Source organism: Cellulosimicrobium sp. SL-1 (assembly GCF_011033075.1).
In the GTDB taxonomy this organism is placed as follows: domain Bacteria; phylum Actinomycetota; class Actinomycetes; order Actinomycetales; family Cellulomonadaceae; genus Cellulosimicrobium; species Cellulosimicrobium funkei.
Map to the genome: position 1 here is coordinate 547974 of NZ_JAACJC010000001.1, position 22228 is coordinate 570201.

Consider the following 22228-nt stretch of genomic DNA (forward strand, 5'->3'; position numbering starts at 1 on the left):
TCCGGTCAGCCCGTCCTTCGACCGGGTCCCGCGCCCGGCCCGTCGTCGCGTCCGTCCTCACGCGGCCGGTCCGCGGAGGGGCGACCGCTGCGCGCGGCGCGCTCGGCGGCCTCGGCGACGTTGCGCTGCATCCCGCCGAACACCACGCCGTGGAACGGCTTGACGGCCCACCAGTAGAGCTGGCCCGCGAGCCCGTGCGGGTGGAACAGCGCGCGCTGCGCGAAGTAGGTCCGGCCCGGCCCGCTGGCGTCCTGCGGCGAGGGACCCGGCGCGTCGGGGTCGGTCGCGTCGGGGAGCTCGGCCGCCGCCTCGTCGACGCGCAGCTCGAGCCACGCGAGGCCCGGGAGCCGCATCTCGGCGCGCAGCAGGAGCCGACGCCCGGGCTCGATCGCCTCGACGCGCCACCAGTCGAGCTCGTCGTCGACGCGGAGGTAGCGCTCGTCGCGCCGGCCGCGGCGCAGGCCCGGCCCGCCGACGACCCGGTCCATGAGGCCGCGCACGCGCCACGCGAGCGACCACGAGTACCAGCCGCCCTGCCCGCCGATCTCCTCGATCACGCGCCAGAGCACCTCGCGCGGTGCGTCCACGACGGTGCGGCGCTCGTCCACGTAGAGCGAGCCGCCCGCCCAGTCGGGGTCGCTCGGCAGCGGGTCCGACGGCGCCCCGGGCACCGACGCCGACGACCAGCGCGTCGTGACCTCGCCGTCGTGGATGCGCTCCAGCGCGAGCTCGACGGCCCGGTCGAACCCGATGAGCCCCTCGGGCGGGTCGGGCACGTACTGCGCGATGTCGTGCTCGTGGCACACGACCTCGTGCTGGAGCGACTCGACGAGGGGTCGGGCGATGCCGCTCGGCACGGGCGTGACGAGCCCGACCCAGTGCGACGACAGCCGGGGCGTGAGCACCGGCACGCTGACGATGCGCCGTCGGGGGAGGTTCGCCACGCGCGCGTACCGCTGCATCATGTCGCGGTAGGTGAGCACGTCGGGGCCGCCGATGTCGAAGCCGCGCGACACGTCGTCGGGCATCGAGGCCGAGCCGACGAGGTAGCGCAGCACGTCGCGGACCGCGATCGGCTGGATGCGGTTGTCGACCCACTTCGGGGTCGTCATGGCCGGGAGCCGCTCGGTGAGGTAGCGCATCATCTCGAACGACGCGGAGCCCGAGCCGAGGATCACCGCGGCGCGCAGGACGGTCGTCGGGACGCCCGACGCGAGCAGGATCTCCCCGACCTCCTTGCGCGACGCGAGGTGCGGCGACAGCTCGCCCTCCGGCACGTCGGGGAACAGCCCGCCGAGGTAGACGATGCGCCCCACGCCGGCCTCGCGCGCCGCGCGCGCGAACGTCAGCGCGGTGCGCCGGTCGCGGACCTCGAACGTGCGCCCGGTGCCGAGCGAGTGCACGAGGTAGTACGCCACGTCGGCGCCCTGGAGCGCCGCCCGGATCTGGTCCAGGTCGCTCGCGTCCGCCTCGACGAGCTCGACGTCGTCCGCCCACTCGCGGCCCGCGAGCCGCTCGGGGTGCCGGGCGAGCGCACGGACCTCGAAGCCGGCACGGAGCAGCTCGGGCACGAGCCGCCCGCCGACGTACCCGGTGACCCCGGTGACCGCGGCCCTCATCCGAGGAGCTCCAGGACCTCGCGCTCGGCGCGCGCCTGCGAGCGCGTCGACCCGATGGTCTCGCCCCGCTCCCACAGGTCGAACAGCCGCGGGTCGATGTACGACGAGCGCGCCACGGCGGGCGTGTTCCCGAGCTCCTCCGCGACGTCCTTGACGATCCCCGTGACGACGCGGCGCCGGGCGCGCTCGGACGCGGGCGCCGTGCCGGCGTCGGCCAGCGCGCGCGCCGCGAGCACCGTCGCGTGCCACGTGCGGAAGTCCTTGGGCGTCGCGTCGTCGCCCAGGCGCTCCTTGATGCCGGCCTGGACGTCGGCGCTCGTGACGTCGTGCCACACCGCGCTGCCGGTCGCGTCCGCGTCGCGCCACGCGAGCAGCTCGACGCCGCCCCGGCGCCGCTTGAGCGTCGTCACGAGCTCGGCGACCACCGGGTCGTCGACGATCACGTCACGCACCTGGCCGGACTTCGCCGGGTAGTGGAAGTGCACGCTCCCGTCGCGGCGGACGCGCGCGTGCTCCTTGCGGATCGTGGCGAGGCCGTAGCTGTTGTTCTGCTTCGCGTAGATCTCGCCGCCCGCCCGGAAGTACGCGAGGTCGAGCAGCCGGAACGCGAGCGCCAGCACCTTGTCGCGCGACATGCCGGGGAGCTCGAGCTCGCGCGCGACCCGGCGCCGGGCGGCGGGCAGGCGACGGCCGACGTCGAGCACGTGGTCGTGCTTGCGGCGGGCCCGCCGCACCTGCCACTGCTCGTGGTAGAGGTACTGGCCGCGCCCGGCGACGTCCCGGCCGAACGCCTGGATGTGCCCGTTGGGGTACCGGCAGATCCAGACGTCGGACCACGCGGGCGGGACGGCGAGGCGCTCGCACCGCGCGACCTCCTCCTCGTCGGCCAGGGGCAGGCCCTCGACGTCGAGGAACACCCACGCGTCGCCCTTCGGGCGGCGGGTGTACCCCGGCGAGGTCACGGTCACGCGGCGCAGTCGCACCAGGACAGTGTCGGGCCGACGCGCGTCCGTCGCCCGTCAGAGCGCGGGGAGGCGGACCATGCCCTCCTGGGCGATCGACGCGACGAGGGTGCCGTCCTGCGCGAACACCCGCGCGGCGCCGAGCCCGCGTCCGCCCTGGGCGCTCGGGGCGGACTGCACGTAGAGCAGCCACTCGTCCACGCGCACGTCGCGGTGCCACCACATCGCGTGGTCGAGGCTCGCGATCGACATGTCGGGCGTGACCCAGCTCGTGCCCGCCTGGCGCAGGATCGGCTCGAGCATGACCTGGTCGCACGCGTACGCCATGAGCGCACGGTGCAGCAGCTGGTCTTCGCCGACGTCGCCGCGCGCCCGCATCCACACCATCTGGTGGTCCTTGGGCTCGTGGTCCGGGTGCAGGTAGAGCGACCCGCCCACGTGCCGCAGCTCGAACGCCGAGTGGTGCGACCAGAACCGCGCGATGGGGTGGTCGATGCCGCCGAGCACGTCGAGCGCGGACGGCACCTCCTCGGGGGCCGGGGCGGCGGGCATCTCGGACGCGTGCTCGATGCCGCCCTGCTCCTCCTGGAACGAGGAGATCATCGACAGGATCGGCTTGCCGTGCTGGATCGCGTGCGTCCGGCGGGCGCTGAAGGAGCGCCCGTCGCGCAGCCGCTCGACCGCGAAGTCGATCGGTACGTCGAGGCCGCCGGGTCGCAGGAAGTACCCGTGCAGCGAGTGGGGGAGCCGGCCCTCGGGGACCGTGCGGCCCGCGGCGAGGACCGCCTGCGCGAGCACCTGCCCGCCGTAGACGCGGCCCGTCGGCTGGTGCACGGAAACCCCGCGGAAGTGCTCCGGGTCGGCGGCCGACCCGTCGCCGTCGCCGACCCGCTCGAGGCGCAGCACGTCGAGGAGGTGGTGCAGCGGGTTCGGGACCTGCTCGCGCGGGGCGGCGTCCGACGTCGGGCCGGGGGAGGCCGAGAAGGTCGACGGCGGGGTGGGCTCGGGGGTCACGGGTGGGGGCTCCTTCGCTCGGGCGGCGGGTCGGTCAGTCCTCGAAGGTGTTGAGGAGGGAGTGCGCCGCGCGCTCCAGATAGTCCCACAGCGTCGCCTCCTGGATCGGCGGCAGGTCCAGGGTGTCGACGGCGGCGCGCATGTGCGCGAGCCAGCGGTCGCGCGCGTCGGGGTTGACCTTGAAGGGCGCGTGCCGCATGCGCAGGCGCGGGTGGCCGCGCTGCTCGCTGTACGTCGTCGGGCCGCCCCAGTACTGCTCGAGGAACGCGGTGAGCCGCCGGCGCGCCGGGCCGAGGTCCTCCTCGGGGTACATGGGCCGCATGACCGGGTCGTCCGCGACGCCCTCGTAGAACGCGTCGACGAGACGCACGAACGTCTCGTGCCCGCCGACCTCGTCGTAGAACGTGCGGCTCGGGCGGACCGGCGCGGTCGCGCCCGCGGGGCCGGCCGGCGCGCCGTTCGACAGTCCGGCGACGGGCAGCGTCGGGCGGGGGGTGGGCTCGGTCGTCACCGGCCCATCATCGCACCGGCGGCGGCGCGCTCCAGAGCCCGGAGCCGCCGTCGGGGGCGGTCCGGGCGCACGTCACAGCCCGAGCTCGGCGAGCACCGGCAGGTTCTCGCGCACGACGGCGCGCGCCTCGGCCGCGCTCTCCGCCTCGACCGCGAGGCGCGCGAGCCGTCGGCACTCGTCGACGTCGACCTCGCGCAGGAGCGCCGCGACGTCGGGGATCGCGCGCGCCGTCATGGACAGCGACGACACCCCGAGCCCGACGAGCACGACGGCGAGCACCGGCTGGGACGCCGCCTCGCCGCACACGCCCACGGGCCGGCCCTGCTGGGCCCCGCCCGCGCACGTCGCCTCGACGAGCCGGAGCACGGCGGGCTGCCACGGGTCGCTCAGCTCCGCGAGCGACCCGAGGAGCCGGTCCGCGGCCATCGTGTACTGCGTGAGGTCGTTGGTGCCGATCGACGCGAACGCCGCGCGCGCGAGGATCGGCCCGGAGAGCAGGGCGGCGCTCGGGACCTCGACCATGACGCCCGCCACGTCGAGGCCGTGCGCGCGGCAGCGCTCGACGAACCACTCGGTCTCCCCGACGGTCGAGACCATGGGCGCCATGACCCACACCTCGGCCTCCTCGGCCGCGGCGGCCTGCGCGATCGCGTCGAGCTGCTGCTCGAGCAGCTCCGGCCAGCGCGCGGCGGTGCGCAGCCCGCGCACGCCGAGCGCCGGGTTCTCCTCGTCGTCGACGGTGAGGAAGTGCAGCGGCTTGTCCGCGCCGGAGTCGAGGGTGCGGATCACGACCTTGCGCCCGCCGAACTCGCGGAAGACGGTGCGGTAGGCGGCGACCTGCTCCGCGACGGTCGGCGGCTGCTCGCGGTCGAGGAAGCAGAACTCGGAGCGGAACAGCCCGACGCCTTCCGCGCCGGACGCGGCTGCCGCCGCGGCGCCCGCCGGGTCGCCGACGTTCGCGAGGAGCTGCACGCGGTGCCCGTCGCGCGTGCGGCCCGTGCCGTCGAACGTGCGCACCTGCTGCGAGCGGGCCCGCGCCGCAGCCACCTGCTCGGGCGACGGGTGCACGACGACCGTCCCGGCCGCGCCGTCGACCAGCACGACGTCCTCGGGAGCGAGCGCCGCGCTCGCTCCCGTGGCCGCGACGACCGCGGGGATGCCCTTGGCGTTCGCGACGATAGCGGTGTGCGACGTCGGCCCGGCGCCGTCGGTGACGATCGCCAGCACGCGCGCAGGGTCGAGCGCGGCCGTGGCCGACGGCGCGAGGTCGTACGCGACGAGGACGAACGGCTCGGTGTGCTCGGGCACGCCGGGCGCGGGGCGGTCGGTGAGGGCCGCGACGAGCCGGTCGCGGACGTCCGCGACGTCGCGGGCGCGCTCGGCGAAGTACCCGCCGAGCTCGGTGAACTGCCGCACGACCTCCTCCGCGGCCTCCCACACCGCGCGCTCGGGCACGAGGTGCTCGTCGAGCACGCGCCGCCGCGCGTCAGCCGCGAGCGTGGGGTCGGCCGCCATCGCCGCCGTCGCCTCGAGGACGTCGCGCGCGTCCCCGTCGGCGGCGTCGGCGGCGCGCTGGAGATCGCCCGCGACCTGCTCCGCCGCGGCGTCGACGCGCCGCGCCTGCGCCTCGTGGTCCTCGCGCGGACCCATGCGCAGCCCGGGCGCCGGCTCGTCGATGGCCTCCGGCATGAGCACCACCGGCCCGACGACCGTGCCGGGGCACACGCCGATGCCCGTGATGACCTGCCGTGCCTCGTCCTCGGTTCCGCCCGTCACGACCCTCGCTCCTCGTCCGCCTCGGGCGTGCGACCCGGGTGCCCGGGCCGGTGCGCACGCGTGCCCGTCACGGTCCGACCGCCAGGCGCCGCGCACGTCCCTGTTGCGGGGGCGTTGCGGGGCCGCGTCGATCCGGTGACAACCTCGCCAGGAGACTAGGCTGTTCCCAGGTGCTCGGCACCCCGACACCCCGGATCCCCCGCGCGGATCCCCACCCGCGACTCGCCTCAGGAGACACTTTCGATGAGCACCCCCTCGGACCAGAAGGCACAGAACATCCTCGACGCCCTCGGGGGTCAGGGCAACGTGGTCGACCTCGAGCCGTGCATCACGCGCCTGCGCGTCGAGGTCACGGACCCGCAGCTCGTCGACGAGGCGCGCCTCAAGGCGACGGGCGCGTTCGGCGTCGTGCGCTCGGGCCGCGTCGTCCAGGTCATCGTCGGCCCGGAGGCCGACAACCTCGCCGCGGAGCTCGACGGCCTGCGCTGAGTCCCCACCGGGTCCCTCCGCGCGGAGGGACCGGCGCCGTCGTGGTCGTGCCCGACGGCGCCGCGCGGCTCAGGACGCCGGGCCGCCCGCCGCGTCCTGCACCACGGTCGCCGCGGCGGCGCCGCGCCGCTCGCGGGCCGCCTGCGCGGACCGGTCGCCCGTGTCGTCGGGCCGGTCGTCGGCCCGCGCGTCGGTTCGGTTGTCGGCCCGGTCGTCGGGCAGCGACGGCGAGTGGTCGAGGACGACCACCTGCTGCGCCCCGGCCAGCGGGACGCGGGCGTCGGACAGCGCCTGCCGGACGCGCGAGCGCAGCGCGCGCGCCACCTCCCACTGCATCGCGGCCTGCGTCTTGACCTGCACCCTGAGCTGCAGCGCCTCGGCCGTCATGGCCTCGATGCCCGTGACCTCGGGCGGCTCGAGGAAGTACGTGCCGAGCACCGGGTCGCTCCCGACCTCCTCCGCGGCCGCGAGCAGCGCCGCGCGCACGGCCTCGACGTCGGCCCAGTACGCGACGCGCACGTCCACCACCGCGCGACCCCACTCCTGGGTCTTGTTGCCCGTCCGCAGGATCTCGCCGTTGCGGACGAACCACAGCGTGCCGTTGCCGTCGCGGACCTTCGTCACGCGCAGCGCGACCTCCTCGACGGTGCCCGTGACCTCGCCGAAGTCGACCGTGTCCCCGACGCCGTACTGGTCCTCGAGAAGCATGAACGTCCCCGAGAGGAAGTCCTTCACGAGGCTCTGCGCGCCGAAGCCCAGCGCGACGCCCGCGATGCCGGCCGACGCGAGGAACGGCGCGATGTTCACGCCGAGCTCGGTGAGCACCATGAGCACGATCGTCGCGCCGATGACGATGTTCGCGGTCGAGCGCAGCACCGAGCCCACGGTCCGCGCCCGCTGGGCCCGGCGGGCGCTCGCGAGCGGGTTCGCGCGCAGCAGCACGCTGCCGACCTCGGATCCGCCGAGGCCCTTGAGCCGCTTGCCGCGGAGCGTGGGCGTGCCCTCGGCGATGTGCTCGGAGACGCGACGGATGAGCCGGCGCACGACCGCGAGGACGAGCGCCCCGATCACGACGATGAGCAGCACGCGCAGCGGGAGGCCGACGAACCACTCGAACCAGTCGTCGGGGTTGCTCGGGTCGAAGCCGTTGCTCAGCTCTTCCGGGACCTCCGCGGGCACGCGCACGGCAGGAGCGAGAAGGGGGAGGGACATGCGGGCAGGGTACCCGGGGCACATGAGAGCGCCCCGGGCACGCCGGGCGATCGTCCTGCTCGCAAGGCCCTGGTCTGGCAGGATGCAGGCGTGAGCGAACCCCCGCAGACGGACCTGCCCGAGCCGTTGGTGCAGCTGGCCGACGCCCACGGCGTCGCGTCCGACTTCTGGGACTTCGACGGGACGCGCCGCCAGGTCCGGGCCTCGACCCTCGTCGCCGTGCTGGAGGCCCTCGGCGTCCCCGCGTCGTCCCCGGAGAAGGTCGCCGTCAGCCTCGAGCACTCGCGCGACGACGCGTGGCGGCAGATGCTGCCCCCGACCGTCGTCGTGCGGCAGGGTGACGCCGTGCCGGTCCCCGTGCACGTGCAGGACGGCGCTGCCGTCGACGTGTGGGTCGAGCTCGAGGCGGAGCAGGGCCGCTCCGGCGTCGCCGGGCACCACGCCGCGCGCGCCCCCCGGGAGCGCCGCGACCTCGGCCAGCTCGACGTGTTCGTCGAGCCGCGCACCGTCGACGGCCGGCGCGTCGGCCGCGCGACGTTCGAGATCCCGGCCGACCTGCCCCTCGGGTGGCACGACCTGCACGCCGAGAGCGACGGCGCCCACGCGCGCGCGACGCTCGTCGTGACGCCGCAGCGGCTCGAGCTGCCCGCCGCCGTCGCGGAACGGCGCGCGTGGGGCTTCATGGCCCAGCTGTACTCGGTGCGCTCGCGCGCGTCGTGGGGCGTCGGCGACCTGGCCGACCTCGCCGACCTCGCCTGGCTCGCCGCGCACGAGGCCGGCGCGGACTTCGTCCTCGTCAACCCGCTGCACGCCGCCGAGCCGCGCACGCCGATGACGCCCTCGCCCTACCTCCCGACGAGCCGCCGCTTCGTCAACCCGCTGTACATCAGGGTCGAGGACATCCGCGAGACGGGGTACCTGTCCGCGGCCGACCGCTCGCTCGTCGAGTGGGCGTTCGACCCGGTGCGCGACCTCGACACCGACCCCGGTCCCATCGACCGCGACGCCGCGTGGGAGGCCAAGAAGGCGGCGCTGGAGGTCGTGTTCACCGCGCCCCGGTCCACCGCCCGCCAGGCGTCGCTCGACGCGTTCCGCGCCGAGCAGGGCAAGGGGCTCGAGGACTTCGCCACGTGGTGCGCGCTCGCCGACCACTACGGCGACCGGGACTGGCCGCCCGGCGCGTCCGACCCGAACGGCCCGACCGTCGCGGCGCTGCGCGAGCAGCTCGCCGACCGCGTGGAGTTCTACTGCTGGCTCCAGTGGGTCGCCGACGAGCAGCTCCGCGTCGCGCAGCGCACCGCGCGCGAGGCGGGGATGTCGGTGGGGATCATGCACGACCTCGCGGTCGGCGTGCACCCCGAGGGCGCCGACGTCTGGTCGCACCGTGGCGTGCTCGCCACCGGGGTGTCCGTCGGAGCGCCGCCGGACATGTACAACCAGCAGGGGCAGAACTGGTCCCAGCCGCCGTGGCACCCGCGGGCGCTCGCGCGGGCCGGGTACGCCCCGTACCGCGACATGCTGCGCACCGTCCTGCGGCACGCGGGCGCGATCCGGATCGACCACGTCATCGGCCTGTTCCGGCTGTGGTGGATCCCGGGCGGCGCGCGCGCCGACGCGGGCGCGTACGTCCGCTACGACCACGAGGCCCTCGTCGGCATCCTGTGCCTCGAGGCGCACCGCGCGGGCGCGATGGTCATCGGCGAGGACCTCGGCGTGTTCGAGCCCTGGGTGCGTGACTACCTCGCGGACCGCGGCGTCCTCGGCACGTCCGTCCTGTGGTTCGAGAAGACCGACGACGGCCGTCCGCTGCCCCCGGAGGACTACCGGCGCCTCGCGCTCGCGACCGTCACGACGCACGACCTGCCGCCCACGGCCGGGTATCTCGCGGGCGAGCACGTCGAGCTGCGGGACCGTCTGGGCGTGCTCACGGAGGACGTCGCCGACGTGCGCCGGGCCGCGCGCGCCGAGCGGGACGCGATGATCGCGTTCCTGCGCGAGCGCTCGCTCGTGGGCGAGGACCCGTCCGAGCGCGAGCTCGTCGAGGCCCTGCACCGCCTCGTCCGCAGCACCCCGGCCGTGCTGCTCGGCGTCTCGCTGGCCGACGCCGTGGGGGAGCGCCGCTCGCAGAACCAGCCGGGCACGGACCAGGAGTACCCGAACTGGAAGGTGCCCCTCGGCGACTCGTCGGGCAACCTCGTCCTGCTCGAGGACCTGTTCGACTCCGCCCGCCTGCGCTCGCTTGCCAAGGCGATGAACGACTCCCTCTGACCGGCCGAGCCGGCCGAGCAGGCCGTCCTGGTCCGTCCTGCTCGCCGCACGCGCCGGGATCGCCTGCTCGCGGCGCCGGTACCGCCTGGTCGCGGACCCGCGCGGGACGACGAGCGCCGGGCCGCCCCGTCGTGCGGAGCGACCCGGCGCGCGGTCGTGAGGGGTGCTGACCCGAGGGTCAGGCGTCGGCGGCCTGGGCCGCGAGGGCGCGCTCGACGCCGGCGAGGTTCTCCACCACGAGCCGGCGCAGCGCGGGAGCGGCGTCGGCGTTGGCGTCGAGCCACTCCTGCGTCGCGTCGCGCAGCACCGTGCTCGCGAGCGGGGCCGGGTAGAGGCCCGTGACGAGCGCCTCGGCGATGTGGTACGACCGCTGGTCCCACAGGGGGAGCAGCGCGTCGAAGTACGCGCCGACGAGCGGGGCGAGCGACTCGGGGTCGTTGACGTGCTGGAACCCGAGCGTGGTGGCGCGGACGATCGCGTTGGGGGCGTCGTCCGAGCCGACGAGGCGGTCGAACGCGGCGCGCTTCGCCGCCGCGGTGGGCACCGTCGCGCGGGCCCGCGCGGCGGACTGCTGACCCGTCGCGGTCGAGTCGGCGTCGAGCGTCGCCTCGATCTCGGCGTCGTCCGCGAGGTCGAGCAGGACGAGCCCCTCGAGGATCTCCCAGCGCAGGTCGGTGTCGATCTCGAGCCCGTCGAGGGCAGCGGAGCCGTCGAGCAGCGACCGCAGCGCCTCGCCGTGCGCGGGCGTCGACGCGAGGTGCGCGAAGAACTTCACGAGCTGGAACTGCAGGTCCGAGCCGGGGGCCGCGTCCTGCGCGAGCGACCAGAGCACGTCGCCGACGTGCGCGAGCGTCTCCTCGCGGCGCTCCGGGGCCACGTACGTCTTCGCGGCGAGCGCGAGCTGGTTGAGCGTCGTGCGGATCGTCGTCGACTCGGTCTCGCGGGCGATGTTGCCCAGCACGAGGCGCACGTAGTCGCTGGCCGGCGTCTCGCCGTCGCGCGTCGCGTCCCACGCGGAGCCCCAGACGAGCGAGCGGGCCAGCGGGTCGGCGAGGTCCGCGAGGTGCTCGGTCGCGACCTGGAGCGACGCGGGGTCGAGGCGGATCTTCGCGTACGCGAGGTCGTCGTCGTTGAGCAGGACGAGCTGCGGGCGGTCGAGGCCGAGCAGCTCGGGGATCTCGGTGCGCGGCCCGGCCACGTCGACCTCGGTGCGGTGCACGCGGGTCAGGACCCGTCGGCCGTCGACCTCCTGCACGTCGTAGAACCCGATCCCGAGCCGGTGCGGGCGCAGCGTCGGGTGGTCGGCCGCCGCCGTCTGCACCACGGAGAACGTGGTGAAGCGGCCGTGGGCGTCGAGGTCGAACTCGGGCCGCAGGGTGTTCACGCCCGCGGTCTCGAGCCACAGCGCGGACCACGCGGTGAGGTCGCGGCCGCTCGTGGCCTCGAGCTCGACGAGCAGGTCGCGCAGCTCGGTGTTGCCCCACGCGTGCTTGCGGAAGTATGCCGCGACGCCGGCGAGGAACTGCTCCTTGCCGACCCACGCGACGAGCTGCTTGAGCACCGACGCGCCCTTGGCGTAGGTGATGCCGTCGAAGTTGACGAACACGTCCTCGAGGTCGTTGATCGTCGCGACGATGGGGTGCGTCGAGGGCAGCTGGTCCTGGCGGTAGGCCCAGGACTTCTCCATCGCGGCGAACGTCGTCCAGGCCTCGCGCCACTCGGTCGCCTCGGCGGTCGCGAGCGTCGACGCGTACTCCGCGAACGACTCGTTGAGCCACAGGTCGTTCCACCACTTCATGGTCACGAGGTCGCCGAACCACATGTGCGCGAGCTCGTGGAGGATCGTCACGACGCGACGCTCCTTGACCGCGTCGGTGACCTTGGACCGGAAGACGTACGTCTCGGTGAACGTCACGCACCCGGCGTTCTCCATCGCGCCCATGTTGTACTCGGGCACGAAGAGCTGGTCGTACTTGTCGAACGGGTACGGGTGCTCGAACGCGGACTCGAAGAACGCGAAGCCCTCGCGCGTCTTGTCGAACACGTAGTCGGCGTCCATGTGGTCGGCGAGCGACGCGCGGCAGAAGACCCCGAGCGGGATCGTGCGGCCGTCGGACGACGTGAGCTCGCTGCGCTCCACGACGTACGGCCCTGCGACGAGCGCGGTGATGTAGGACGAGATGCGCGGCGTCGGCTCGAACGTCCAGCGTGCGACCTCGACGTCGCCGGCGCCCGTGCCGGTCGGGTCGGCCTTCGTGCCGAGCGCCTCGAGCGCGGGCGTCGGCTGGTTGCTCACGACCTCCCACGCCGCGGGCGCGGTGACCGTGAACGCGAACGTCGCCTTGAGGTCGGGCTGCTCGAAGACGGCGAACACGCGCCGCGAGTCCGGGACCTCGAACTGCGTGTAGAGGTAGACCTCGCCGTCGACCGGGTCGACGAACCGGTGCAGGCCCTCGCCCGTGTTGGTGTACGCGCAGTCGGCGACGACGCGCAGCTCGTTGTCGGCCGCGAGGCCGTCGAGCGCGACGCGCGAGTCGGCGAACACCTGCGCCGGGTCGAGCGCACGGCCGTTGAGCACGACCTCGCGCACGGTCGGTGCGACGAGGTCGACGAACGTGCTCGCGCCCTCGGTCGCGGTGAACCGCACCACGGTCGTCGACGCGAACGTCGTCGCCCCCGTCGTGAGGTCGAGGTCGACCTCGTAGGACTGGACGTCGACGATCGCCGCGCGCTCGCTCGCCTCGGCGCGGGTGAGGTTCTCTCCGGGCACTGCATCTCCTCGGTCTCGTGGTCGGGCCGGTCGGCCTCGACGGCGGCCTGTGGGCCACGGACGATCATCCCACGCGTGCCCGCGCCCGCTCCCGGGAATACGCTGCCCTCGCGCGGTGTCGGAACGGGGTGGTGACGCCGTCGGCCCGGCCGCCGCGCCCCCGGCGACCCGGACCCCGGGCGCGCCCGACGACGAAGGAGACCGCCCCGTGACGCTCACCGCGACGACCGACCCCACCGCGACCGAGGACGACGTGCGCGTCGCCGACTTCTGGTTCGACCCCGTGTGCCCGTGGGCGTGGATGACGAGCCGCTGGATGGGCGAGGTCGAGCAGGTGCGCGACGTCACCGTCCGCTGGCACGTGATGAGCCTCGCGGTGCTCAACGAGGGCCGGGACCTGCCGGAGGAGTACCGCGAGCTCATGGCGAAGGCGTGGGGCCCGGTGCGCGTGGTCACCGCCGCGCGCGTCGAGCACGGCGAGGACGTCGTCAAGCCCCTCTACGACGCGATCGGGACGCGCCTGCACCCGGGCGGGCGGACGGACTACGACGCCGTGCTGCTCGAGGCGCTCGCGGAGGTGGGCCTGCCCGCGTCGCTCGCCGAGGCGGCGGGCTCCGACGCCTACGACGAGCAGCTGCGCGCGTCGCACGCCGAGGGCATCGGCCGCGTCGGTGAGGACGTCGGGACGCCCGTCGTCGCGTTCGGCGGGACGGCGTTCTTCGGTCCCGTGGTGACGCCCGCGCCGAAGGGCGAGGCCGCCGGGCGGCTGTGGGACGGGTGCGTCCTGGTCGCGAGCACGCCGGGCTTCTTCGAGCTCAAGCGCACGCGCACCCAGGGTCCGGTCTTCGACTGAGGCCGGGCGCGGCGCCGCCGTCGTGCGGACGTCGTGCAGACCGCGGGGGCGTGGGCGTCGTGGGGATCCCGGGGTTCGACCGGTGCGGGTGGCTCGTGCCATGCTTCGTCAGTTCGCGGGCGGTTCCAGGAGCGCCCGCCGCCCGGTCGCGCCGGGCGAGACCGCCGAGGAAGCCCGCGAGGAGCCGAGCATGTCCCCGAACGCACCCGTGCCACCGCCGCCGCCGCCCCCCGGCGGCGTCCCGGGGGCCGCGGTCGGTCGTGACGACGCCCAGCCGACCACGGCGTTCGCCCCCGTGCCCGCGCACGCGACCTCGGGGCCGCCCTCGTTCGCCCCGACGAGCGGCCCGACGGCCCAGGCGCCGCGCGCGACGCCCGCAGACGGCCAGCCGACCGTCGTCGCGTCGGCGGCGTCCTTCCAGGCGACGACGGTCCAGCACGTGACGCCGATCACCCAGCTCCCGACGGCGGCACAGCCTGCGGTCCCGGCGCCCTCGCCGTCGCCGGTGCCGCCGCAGCGCGTGCGCTACGCGACCGAGCAGAACGGGTTCGGCGTCGCGGCCCCGGTCGGGACGGCCGCGGGCCGTCCCGGCTACGCGCCGGGCGACACGGCGGCCGGTCACGCTGCGGCCGGTCCGTACGCGGGCGCGACCGCGGCGTACGAGCCGACCGCCCAGCCCGCCTACGCGGCCGCCACGCCGCCCGCGCAGCAGCCCGCCTACCACCCGCCGGCCTCGGCAGCCCCGGCCGCCGCCGCCCCGCGCACCACGTCGGGAGGGGCGGGCGCCCCGTCCGGACCGTCGACCGGTCGGCGCGACGGGCGCAGCGGAGGCGGCGGCGGTCGCGGCTCGAACCGGCTCGGCGCGGGGTGGATCGCGTTCATCGTCGTCGACGCGCTGCTCGTCCTCGGGGCGATCGTCTTCGCGATCTCGCTGCTCGGCGGCGGCGACGAGGAACCGCTCGGCGGGGCGTCGACGTCCCCGGCGGCGACCGCCACGGACGGCGCCGAGGAGACGGCACCGGCCGAGCCCACGGTGTCCGAGACGTTCGCGTCGGAGTCGCGGAACATCACGTGCGAGGTGACCGACGTCAGCGCGACGTGCGTGATCGCCCAGCTCGGCACGCAGCCCGCCCCGGTCGACGGGTGCGACGGCACGGTCGGCTACAAGGTCGTCCTGGACGCCGACGGCAGCGTCGACCAGCCGTGCGTGCCCGCGGCGGAGCAGCCGCAGCCCGCGCCGGGGGACACCGCGATCCTCGACTACGGCACGTCCACGACGGTCGGCCCCTTCACGTGCGACAGCGCCGAGACCGGCATGACGTGCCGCGACGACGCCACGGGCAAGGGCTTCACCATCGCGCGCGCGGGCATCCGGACGCTCTGACCGGCCCGACCACCACGCAGGAGGGCCCGCGGCGGGACGACCCGCCGCGGGCCCTTCGCGCGTCCGGGGTCACCAGATGCGCACGCGCTCCTCGGGGGCGAGGTAGAGCGCGTCGCCCGGCTGCACGTCGTAGGCGTCGTAGAACTCGTCCACGTTGCGCACGACCCCGTTGCAGCGGAACTCGTTGGGCGAGTGCGGGTCCGTCGCGATGCGGCGCACGACCTCCTCGTCCCGGCCCTTCGACTGCCACACCTGGGCCCAGCCGAGGAACACGCGCTCGATGCCCGTGAGCCCGTCGACGACGGGCGCCTCCTCCAGCGGACGGCCGAGCGCGATGCGGTACGCCTTGAGCGCGATCGACAGGCCGCCGAGGTCGCCGATGTTCTCGCCGATGGTCAGCGCGCCGTTGACGTGCGGGCCGTCCTCGCCGAGCTGCGCGGGTCGGTACGCGTCGTACTGGGCGACGAGCGCCGTCGTGCGCTTCTCGAACTCCTCGCGGTCGCGCGCCGTCCACCAGTCCTCGAGGCGGCCCGCGCCGTCGTACTTGGATCCCTGGTCGTCGAAGCCGTGACCGATCTCGTGGCCGATCACGGCGCCGATGCCGCCGTAGTTCACGGCGTCGTCGGCCTCGGGGTCGAAGAACGGGGGCTGCAGGATCGCGGCGGGGAAGACGATCTCGTTCATGCCCGGGTTGTAGTAGGCGTTGACCGTCTGCGGCGTCATGAACCACTCGTCGCGGTCGAGCGGGCGCCCGATCTTGCCGAGCTCGCGGTCCTGCTCGAACGCGTGGGCGCGGCGCACGTTGCCCACGAGGTCGTGCGCGTCGACGACGAGCGCCGAGTAGTCGCGCCACCGCACGGGGTAGCCGATCTTCGGCGTGAAGGCCTCGAGCTTGGCGAGCGCCCTCTCCTTCGTCTGGTCCGTCATCCAGTCGAGCGTGGTGATCGACTCGCGGTAGGCGGCCACGAGGGTGGCGACGAGCTCCTCCATGCGCGCCTTGTGCGCGGGCGGGAAGTGCCGCGCGACGTACTGCGCGCCGACGGCCTCGCCGAGCGCGCCCTCGACGACGGAGACGGCGCGCTTCCAGCGCTCGCGCACCTCCTGCGCGCCCGACAGCGTGCGCCCGTAGAAGTCGAAGTTCGCCTCGACGAGGTCGTCGGAGAGGTAGGGCGCCCGGGCGGTGACGAGGTGGTACACCATCCACAGCTTCCAGTCCTCGAGCGGCTCGCTCGCCCAGAGCTCGGCGAACCCGGCCGCGAAGTCCGGCTCGCGGACCACGACGTCGTCGAGCGAGCCCTGCGGCGCGCCGAGCGCGAGGACCCACGCGCGCCAGTCGAACCCGGGGGCCTCCTCGACGAGCGCGGCGAGCGTCCGCGGGTTGTACGTGAGGTCGGCGTCGCGGTCGCGCACGACGTCCCAGTGCTTCGCGGCGAGCCTCGTCTCGAGCGCCACGATCCGCTCGGCGGCGTCCTCGGGCGACGCGCCCCACGTCTCGGACGTGACGCCCGCGAGCGCGAGCATGCGCGCGACGTGCGGTACGTACTTCTCGCGCACCGGGGCGTACTGGTCCTCGCGGTAGTACGCCTCGTCCGGCAGGCCGAGCCCGGACTGGTAGAGGTAGGCGACGTAGCGCTCGGGGTCCTTCGCGTCGTTGTCGACCCAGAAGCCTACGGCGCCCGCGCCGCCCGTGCGCTGGAGGGCGCCGAGCGCCCCGGTGAGCTCGGCCTGCGTCGTGGCGGACGCGATGAGCGCGAGGTCGGGCTGCAGCGGCGTGGTGCCGAGCGCCTCGATCCGCTCGGTGTCCATGAAGCTCGCGTAGAGGGCCCCGACCTTCGCCGCGTCCGGCCCGACGTCCGCGCCGCCTGCCGCGACCTGCTCCCCGAGGTCCGTGATGATCTCGCGGACGTGCACCTCGGCCTGGTCGTGGAGCGCCCGGAACGCGCCGTCCATCGCGCGGTCGGCGGGGATCTCGTGCGTCGCGAGCCAGCGGCCGTTGACGTGGCGGTACAGGTCGTCCTGCGGGCGGACCGCGGGGTCCAGCGCGTCGAGGTCGATGCCGGAGCGCGCCGCGTCGGCCGGGCCGGACGAGGACGGAGGCGTGGACGTCGGGGAGGTCTGTGTCATGCGTCTCAGGCTACGGCCTCACCCCGGCGGCGAGGGGGCCCGCTGGGGCATGATGAGCCCATGCGCGTTCACATCGCCGCGGACCACGCCGGCTACGAGCTCAAGACCCATCTCGTCGAGCACCTGGGGGCGGCGGGTCACGACGTCGTCGACCACGGTGCCCACACCTACGACGCGCAGGACGACTACCCGTCGTTCTGCTTCGCGGCGGGCGAGGCGGTGGCGGCGGAGCCCGGCTCGCTGGGCGTCGTCATCGGCGGCTCGGGCAACGGCGAGCAGATCGCGGCGAACAAGGTCGTCGGCGTGCGCGCGGCGCTCGCCTGGAACCTGGAGACCGCGCGCCTCGGGCGCCAGCACAACGACGCGAACGTGGTCGCGGTGGGCGCGCGCCAGCACTCGGTGGACGAGGCGGTCGCGCTCGTCGACGCGTTCCTCGCGGAGCCGTTCAGCGGCGACCCGCGCCACCAGCGCCGCATCGACCAGCTCGCGGCGTACGAGGCGGCGCGCGGCACCTCGGCCTGACGTGCCCGAGGGCCACACCGTCCACCGCCTCGCGCGCGCCTTCGGTGAGCTGTTCACGGGCGAGCCGCTCGCGGTGAGCAGCCCGCAGGGCCGGTTCGCCGCGGGAGCCGCCCTGCTCGACGGCCGCGTGCTCGTCGCGAGCGAGGCGTGGGGCAAGCAGATGTTCCTCGGCTTCGCGGGGCCGGGCGGCGCGTCCGACGACGTCCGCTGGCTCCGCGTGCACCTCGGCCTCTACGGCGCGTGGACGTTCGCGGGCGACGGCAGCACCGCCGTCGTGCACGCGATCGGCGCGCCCCGGCGCCGGATCGGCGAGCGCGAGACCGTCCCGGCGGGCCCGGCGGAGGTGCCCGGCGCGCCCGACGACGCCTGGTCGCCCCCGCCGCCGCGCGGCGCCGTGCGCGTCCGGCTCGTCGGCGCGCACGCGGTCGCGGACCTCACGGGCCCGACGGCGTGCGAGGTCGTCACGGACGACGAGAAGCGTGCGGTCGAGGACCGGCTCGGTCCGGACCCGATCCGCGACCCGGGCCCCGGCGAGCCCGACCCGCGCGACGCGTTCGTCGCCGCGGTGCGGCGCTCGCGCAGCCCCGTCGGGCTGCTCCTCATGAACCAGGACGTCGTCGCGGGCGTGGGGAACATCTACCGCGCGGAGGCGCTGTTCCGGGCGGGGCTCGACCCGATGCGCCCCGGCCGCGACGTGCCCGCGGAGGACCTGCGGAGCCTGTGGGACGACCTCGTCGTGCTCATGCGCGACGGCGCGCGCACGGGCGCGATCGTCACGACGCGCCCCGAGCACCGCGACGACGGCGCGGGCGAGGCCCCCGACGAGGCGGGGGCGGGACGACGGCGCGTGCGGCAGAACACGGACGTCGCTCCCGGCGCCGTGCCCGCGGACGAGGCGTTCTACGTGTACCACCGCGACGGGCTGCCGTGCCGGGTGTGCGGCACGCCGGTGCTCCTCAAGGAGCTCGCGGGGCGCAACCTCTTCTGGTGCGGCGTCTGCCAGACGTGACGGCGGGCGCACCCGGGACCGGGTGCGCCCGCCCGGTCAGAACACCCAGCTGCACACCGGGGCGACGGGCCAGCCGAGGGCCGCGCTCGTGCGTGCGAGCGCGCCGGGGGAGTGCTCGGTGACGAGACCTGCCGCGCCGAGGGCCGCGAGCGACGTCCCGCCCAGGTAGGTCGCGCCGAGCTCGCGCACGTCGAGGGAGACGTCCGCCGCGTCGTCGGTCCGCTCGGCCGTCGCCGGGCCGAAGGCCTCCGCCCGCAGCCGCCAGCGCCCCGCGTTGTCGGGCAGTCGCTCGTCGGTCACGTGCAGCACGACGTCGACGTCCGCGGCGTACCGGCGCGCGGCGAGCGCGCCGGGCACGTCCACGACCCGCACCCAGAGGTTGTCCGCGAGGCGCGGCGACGCGGAGCGCGGGTCCACGAGCAGGCTCGTGACGACGTCGTCCACCGGCAGCATGAAGGGCGTCACCTCGTGCGTGAGGTCGAGGTCGGTGAGCACGCCCCACAGCGCGCGGGCGGCCGCGGCGTCGAGCGCGACGACCTCGCCCGTGCTCACCGGGCCGCGCGGGCCCGTCGCCTCCCAGGAGAGCTTGCGGTGGAAGCGCGCGTACCCGCGCGGCTCGCCGTCGAGCTCGACGATCGCGATGCGCGTGGGCTCGCGGTCCTTGCGCCAGACCTTGGCGTCGTCCCAGAACGTCGCCTGGAGCTCGGGGGTCTCGCGTGTCGCCCACCCCGGACGGTTGATGCCCGCGCCCTGGCCCGTCGGGTCGGCGCCCGCGCGCTCGTGGATCGTCGCGACGAGCTCGCCGTGCCGCGCGCGGTCCGCGCGCTCGATGCGGACGGTGTGCCGCTCCGCGCCCGGGACGTCGCGCAGCGCGACGCCGCGCGGGACGGTGAGGCGCACGTCGTCGGCCGCCTTGCCGTACCCGAACCGGCCGTAGATCGCGGCCTCCGCCGCGAAGAGCGCCGAGACCGGCTCGCCCCGCTCGCGGCACCGGGCGAGGTGCGTGTCGATCATCGCGCTGAGGATGCCGCGCCGCCGGTGCGCGGGGTGGACGCCCACCCAGGTGAGGCCCGCGACCGGAGCGGTCGCGCCGGGGACCGGGAAGCGCGCGAACGGGTACGACGCGTGCATCCCCACGAGCTCGCGCCGCACGGGACGCGCGCCGTCGACGGGCGGCGCGTCCGCGTCCTCGCGCTCGACCGTCACGCCGAGCGCGCGCTCCCACGTGAGCGGGAACGGGAGGTCGACGAGCTCGTCGACCTCCACCGGCGAGGGGAACGTCGTGGTGTCGAGGTCGAGCACGTCGCGCAGGTCGGCGGACGTGAGGGGGACGAGCTCGTAGCCGTCGGGGAGGCGTGCGGGTCGGTGGTCGCTCATGCCCCCGATCCTCCTGTCCCGGGCCGTGCTCGCGCCAGGACATTCGCGACGGCTAGGGTCGGGCGCCATGGCACGACGCACCCCCGGACGCGGCGGCGACGACCGCGCCGACCCTCGCGCCCTCGCCCAGGAGTACGCGACCGCGGTGCTCGACCTCGTGCGGCGCGTCCCGCCCGCGCGGGCCATGACCTACGGGCTCGTCGCGGAGATCGTCGCGGAGTCGCTGGGGCGGGGCGGCCCGCGCCAGGTCGGGCAGGTGCTCGCCGGGTCGTCCGGGGTGGACGACGACGGCACCCCCGTGCCGTGGTGGCGGATCGTCAACGCGGCGGGGTCGCCGCCCGCGCACCACCTCGACGCGGCGCTCGCGGAACTCCGCGCCGAGGGCTGCCCGCTGTCGCGCGACGGGCGTCGCGTGGACCTGCGCCGGGCGGTGTGGTTCCCCGGCGCGGACGGCTGACCGCGCGGCGCCGGGCCGGTCAGCCCGGGGTCGGGGCCGCGAGGAGCGGGGCGAGCGTCTGCACGGCCGTCGCGTCGCCCTGGACGAGGAGCGTCGTCACCGCCGTCTCGCGCCACGCCGCGAGGTCGCTCGCGATCTTCTCGGGCGGGCCGACGAGCGCGACGTCCTCGACCATCGCCGTCGGGACGGCGGCCGCCGCGAGGTCCTTGCGTCCCGCGAGGTAGTGCGCCTGGATCTCGTCGCACGCCTCGGCGTACCCGAGGCGGTCGAGCGCGTCGCGGTGGAAGTTCGCCCCCTTGGCGCCCATCCCGCCGACGTACAGCGCGAGGAACGGGCGCACCTGGTCCGCGGCCTGCTCGACGTGCTCGCGCACGACGACGGGGACGGTCGCGCTCACCTCGAACGCGGACTCGGGCGAGCGCTCGGGCGAGCGGCGCGCGAAGCCGTCCGCGAGGAGCTCGCGGAACGTCGCGTCCATGCGCGGCGAGTAGAACAGCGGGAGCCACCCGTCCGCGATCTCGGCGGCGAGCGCGATGTTCTTCGGCCCCTCGGCCGCGAGGTGGATCGGGAGGTCGGCGCGCAGCGGGTGGACGGTCGAGCGCAGCGGCTTGCCCAGCCCGGTCCCGACGCCGTCGGGAAGGGGGAGGGGGTAGTGCGGGCCGGACGACGTCACGGGCGCCTCCCGGCGCAGGACGTCGCGCACGACCTGCACGTATTCGCGGGTCCGTGCGAGCGGCTTCGCGTACGGCTGGCCGTACCAGCCCTCGACCACCTGCGGCCCGGAGACGCCGAGGCCGAGGACGAACCGGCCGCCCGAGAGGTGGTCCATCGTCAGCGCGGCCATCGCCGTCGCGGTCGGGGTGCGTGCGGAGACCTGCGCGACGGCGGTCCCGAGGCGGATGCGGGTCGTGCGCGAGCCCCACCACGCCAGCGGCGTGAACGCGTCGGAGCCGTAGGCCTCCGCGGTCCAGACCGAGTCGACGCCGAGGCGGTCGGCCGCGACGACCGCGTCCTGGATGCCGTCGGGGGGACCGGCGGACCAGTAGCCGGTGTGGATGCCGAGGCGCATGCGCGCTCCTCCTCGTCGAGGGTCGTGGTGCCGGGACCGGCGGCCACGGACGGGCGGCTGCGGCCGGCGGTGAGCGGGCGGTACCCGAGGGCGCACCGGGCAGGGGGGTATCCGGTACGCGCGGTCTCAGGTACCGCCCACGACCACACTAGCCGATCCGGGGCCGCCCCCGGCGTCCTCCTCAGATGACGTACTCGATGAGGAGCGACGGGTCCTCGACGGCCTCCCGCGCGGCGGGCGTGCCCGCCGGCATCCGGACGGTGGCCGGCACGCCGACGGCGACCGCGCCCGGGGGCACGTCCTTGACGACGACGGCGTTGGCGCCGACCTGGACGTCGTCGCCGACCCACACCGGCCCGAGGATCTTCGCCCCGGCGCCGACGACGACCCGGTCGCCGAGCGTGGGGTGCCGCTTGCCCCGCTTCATCGAGCGCCCGCCGAGCGTCGACGTGTGGAACAGCACGACGTCGTCGCCGACCACGGCCGTCTCGCCCACGACGACGCCCATCCCGTGGTCGATGAACAGCCGTCGGCCGATGCGCGCGCCGGGGTGGATCTCCACGCCGGTGAGCGCGCGCGCGGCCTGCGACACGAGCCGCGCCGGCAGGCGCAGCAGGGGCTCGCGCCACATGCGGTGCGCGAGCCGGTAGGCCCACACGGCGTGCACGCCGGGGTACGCGAGAGCGACCTCGAGGCGGCTGCGCGCGGCGGGGTCCCGCCGTCGGGCCGCCTCGAGGTCCTCGCCGAGCACGCGCACGAACCGGCGCAGCCGGCGGCCGGCCGTCCGTGCGCGGGGGTGGGGGTCGGTCACG

General features: G+C 75.4%; 18 protein-coding genes. 7 read left to right on the forward strand and 11 right to left on the reverse strand.

Annotated elements, in window-relative coordinates; translation table 11 throughout:
• Positions 1-5: 5 nt before the first annotated feature.
• From GWJ10_RS02535 to ptsP, 5 genes are all read right to left on the reverse strand, one after another.
• Complete coding sequence (locus GWJ10_RS02535; RefSeq protein WP_163184776.1) at positions 6-1619, reverse strand: SDR family oxidoreductase; 1614 nt, start codon at positions 1617-1619, stop codon at positions 6-8.
• On the reverse strand, positions 1616-2605 hold the full coding sequence (locus GWJ10_RS02540) for a DNA topoisomerase IB (RefSeq protein ID WP_163184892.1): 990 nt from the start codon (positions 2603-2605) through the stop codon (positions 1616-1618). Before GWJ10_RS02540 ends, GWJ10_RS02535 begins: the two co-directional genes overlap by 4 nt.
• Positions 2606-2638: 33 nt before the next feature.
• On the reverse strand, positions 2639-3487 hold the full coding sequence (locus GWJ10_RS02545; RefSeq protein ID WP_240696775.1) for an acyl-CoA thioesterase II: 849 nt from the start codon (positions 3485-3487) through the stop codon (positions 2639-2641).
• Between the two features lie 142 nt (positions 3488-3629).
• A complete protein-coding gene (locus tag GWJ10_RS02550) occupies positions 3630-4061 on the reverse strand; it encodes a globin (protein WP_163184895.1) in 432 nt (143 codons plus the stop codon).
• A 117-nt stretch (positions 4062-4178) separates the two neighbouring features.
• On the reverse strand, positions 4179-5882 hold the full coding sequence (gene ptsP, locus GWJ10_RS02555; RefSeq protein WP_163184780.1) for a phosphoenolpyruvate--protein phosphotransferase: 1704 nt from the start codon (positions 5880-5882) through the stop codon (positions 4179-4181).
• A gap of 207 nt (positions 5883-6089) precedes the next feature.
• Between ptsP and GWJ10_RS02560 the strand changes: the two genes are divergently transcribed.
• Positions 6090-6371 (forward strand): PTS glucose/sucrose transporter subunit IIB, encoded by a 282-nt coding sequence (locus GWJ10_RS02560; protein WP_255181276.1) that lies wholly within the window; start codon positions 6090-6092, stop codon positions 6369-6371.
• A gap of 69 nt (positions 6372-6440) precedes the next feature.
• Here GWJ10_RS02560 and GWJ10_RS02565 read toward each other — a convergent pair whose 3' ends face one another.
• The gene (locus GWJ10_RS02565) at positions 6441-7583 is read right to left on the reverse strand and encodes a mechanosensitive ion channel family protein (protein ID WP_163184782.1); all 1143 of its coding nucleotides are present in this window, start codon (positions 7581-7583) and stop codon (positions 6441-6443) included.
• 90 nt (positions 7584-7673) lie between these two features.
• Here GWJ10_RS02565 and malQ point away from each other — a divergent pair, with 90 nt between their 5' ends.
• Positions 7674-9851 carry a 4-alpha-glucanotransferase gene (malQ, locus tag GWJ10_RS02570; protein ID WP_043658677.1) on the forward strand — a complete coding sequence of 726 codons (2178 nt, stop codon included), beginning with the start codon at positions 7674-7676 and terminating at the stop codon, positions 9849-9851.
• Positions 9852-10029: 178 nt separating this feature from the next.
• Here malQ and pepN read toward each other — a convergent pair whose 3' ends face one another.
• Entirely contained in the window at positions 10030-12621 is a 2592-nt protein-coding gene (pepN, locus tag GWJ10_RS02575; RefSeq protein WP_163184784.1) for an aminopeptidase N, read from the reverse strand.
• 253 nt (positions 12622-12874) lie between these two features.
• Here pepN and GWJ10_RS02580 point away from each other — a divergent pair, with 253 nt between their 5' ends.
• Both GWJ10_RS02580 and GWJ10_RS02585 read left to right on the forward strand, forming a co-directional pair.
• Positions 12875-13474 carry a DsbA family protein gene (locus GWJ10_RS02580; RefSeq protein ID WP_061269282.1) on the forward strand — a complete coding sequence of 200 codons (600 nt, stop codon included), beginning with the start codon at positions 12875-12877 and terminating at the stop codon, positions 13472-13474.
• A gap of 190 nt (positions 13475-13664) precedes the next feature.
• A complete protein-coding gene (locus GWJ10_RS02585) occupies positions 13665-14858 on the forward strand; it encodes a hypothetical protein (RefSeq protein WP_163184786.1) in 1194 nt (397 codons plus the stop codon).
• Positions 14859-14927: 69 nt separating this feature from the next.
• Here the strand turns inward: GWJ10_RS02585 and GWJ10_RS02590 are convergent, their stop codons facing one another.
• Positions 14928-16982 carry a M13 family metallopeptidase gene (locus GWJ10_RS02590; RefSeq protein WP_163184788.1) on the reverse strand — a complete coding sequence of 685 codons (2055 nt, stop codon included), beginning with the start codon at positions 16980-16982 and terminating at the stop codon, positions 14928-14930.
• Between the two features lie 60 nt (positions 16983-17042).
• Here GWJ10_RS02590 and GWJ10_RS02595 point away from each other — a divergent pair, with 60 nt between their 5' ends.
• Together GWJ10_RS02595 and GWJ10_RS02600 are read left to right on the forward strand one after the other, a co-directional pair.
• Positions 17043-17504, forward strand: coding sequence for a ribose-5-phosphate isomerase (locus GWJ10_RS02595; protein ID WP_021482425.1), 462 nt, complete (start codon positions 17043-17045; stop codon positions 17502-17504).
• Position 17505: 1 nt separating this feature from the next.
• Complete coding sequence (locus GWJ10_RS02600; RefSeq protein WP_076406712.1) at positions 17506-18513, forward strand: zinc finger domain-containing protein; 1008 nt, start codon at positions 17506-17508, stop codon at positions 18511-18513.
• Between the two features lie 36 nt (positions 18514-18549).
• Here GWJ10_RS02600 and GWJ10_RS02605 read toward each other — a convergent pair whose 3' ends face one another.
• Positions 18550-19890, reverse strand: a complete 1341-nt coding sequence (locus tag GWJ10_RS02605) for a GNAT family N-acetyltransferase (RefSeq protein ID WP_163184790.1) — start codon at positions 19888-19890, stop codon at positions 18550-18552.
• 67 nt (positions 19891-19957) lie between these two features.
• Between GWJ10_RS02605 and GWJ10_RS02610 the strand changes: the two genes are divergently transcribed.
• Positions 19958-20347, forward strand: coding sequence for an MGMT family protein (locus GWJ10_RS02610; RefSeq protein ID WP_083712040.1), 390 nt, complete (start codon positions 19958-19960; stop codon positions 20345-20347).
• A 19-nt stretch (positions 20348-20366) separates the two neighbouring features.
• Here GWJ10_RS02610 and GWJ10_RS02615 read toward each other — a convergent pair whose 3' ends face one another.
• Together GWJ10_RS02615 and epsC are read right to left on the reverse strand one after the other, a co-directional pair.
• A complete protein-coding gene (locus tag GWJ10_RS02615) occupies positions 20367-21416 on the reverse strand; it encodes an LLM class F420-dependent oxidoreductase (protein ID WP_163184792.1) in 1050 nt (349 codons plus the stop codon).
• A gap of 181 nt (positions 21417-21597) precedes the next feature.
• Positions 21598-22227 carry a serine O-acetyltransferase EpsC gene (gene epsC / locus GWJ10_RS02620; RefSeq protein ID WP_241005631.1) on the reverse strand — a complete coding sequence of 210 codons (630 nt, stop codon included), beginning with the start codon at positions 22225-22227 and terminating at the stop codon, positions 21598-21600.
• Between the last annotated feature and the right edge of the window lies 1 nt (position 22228).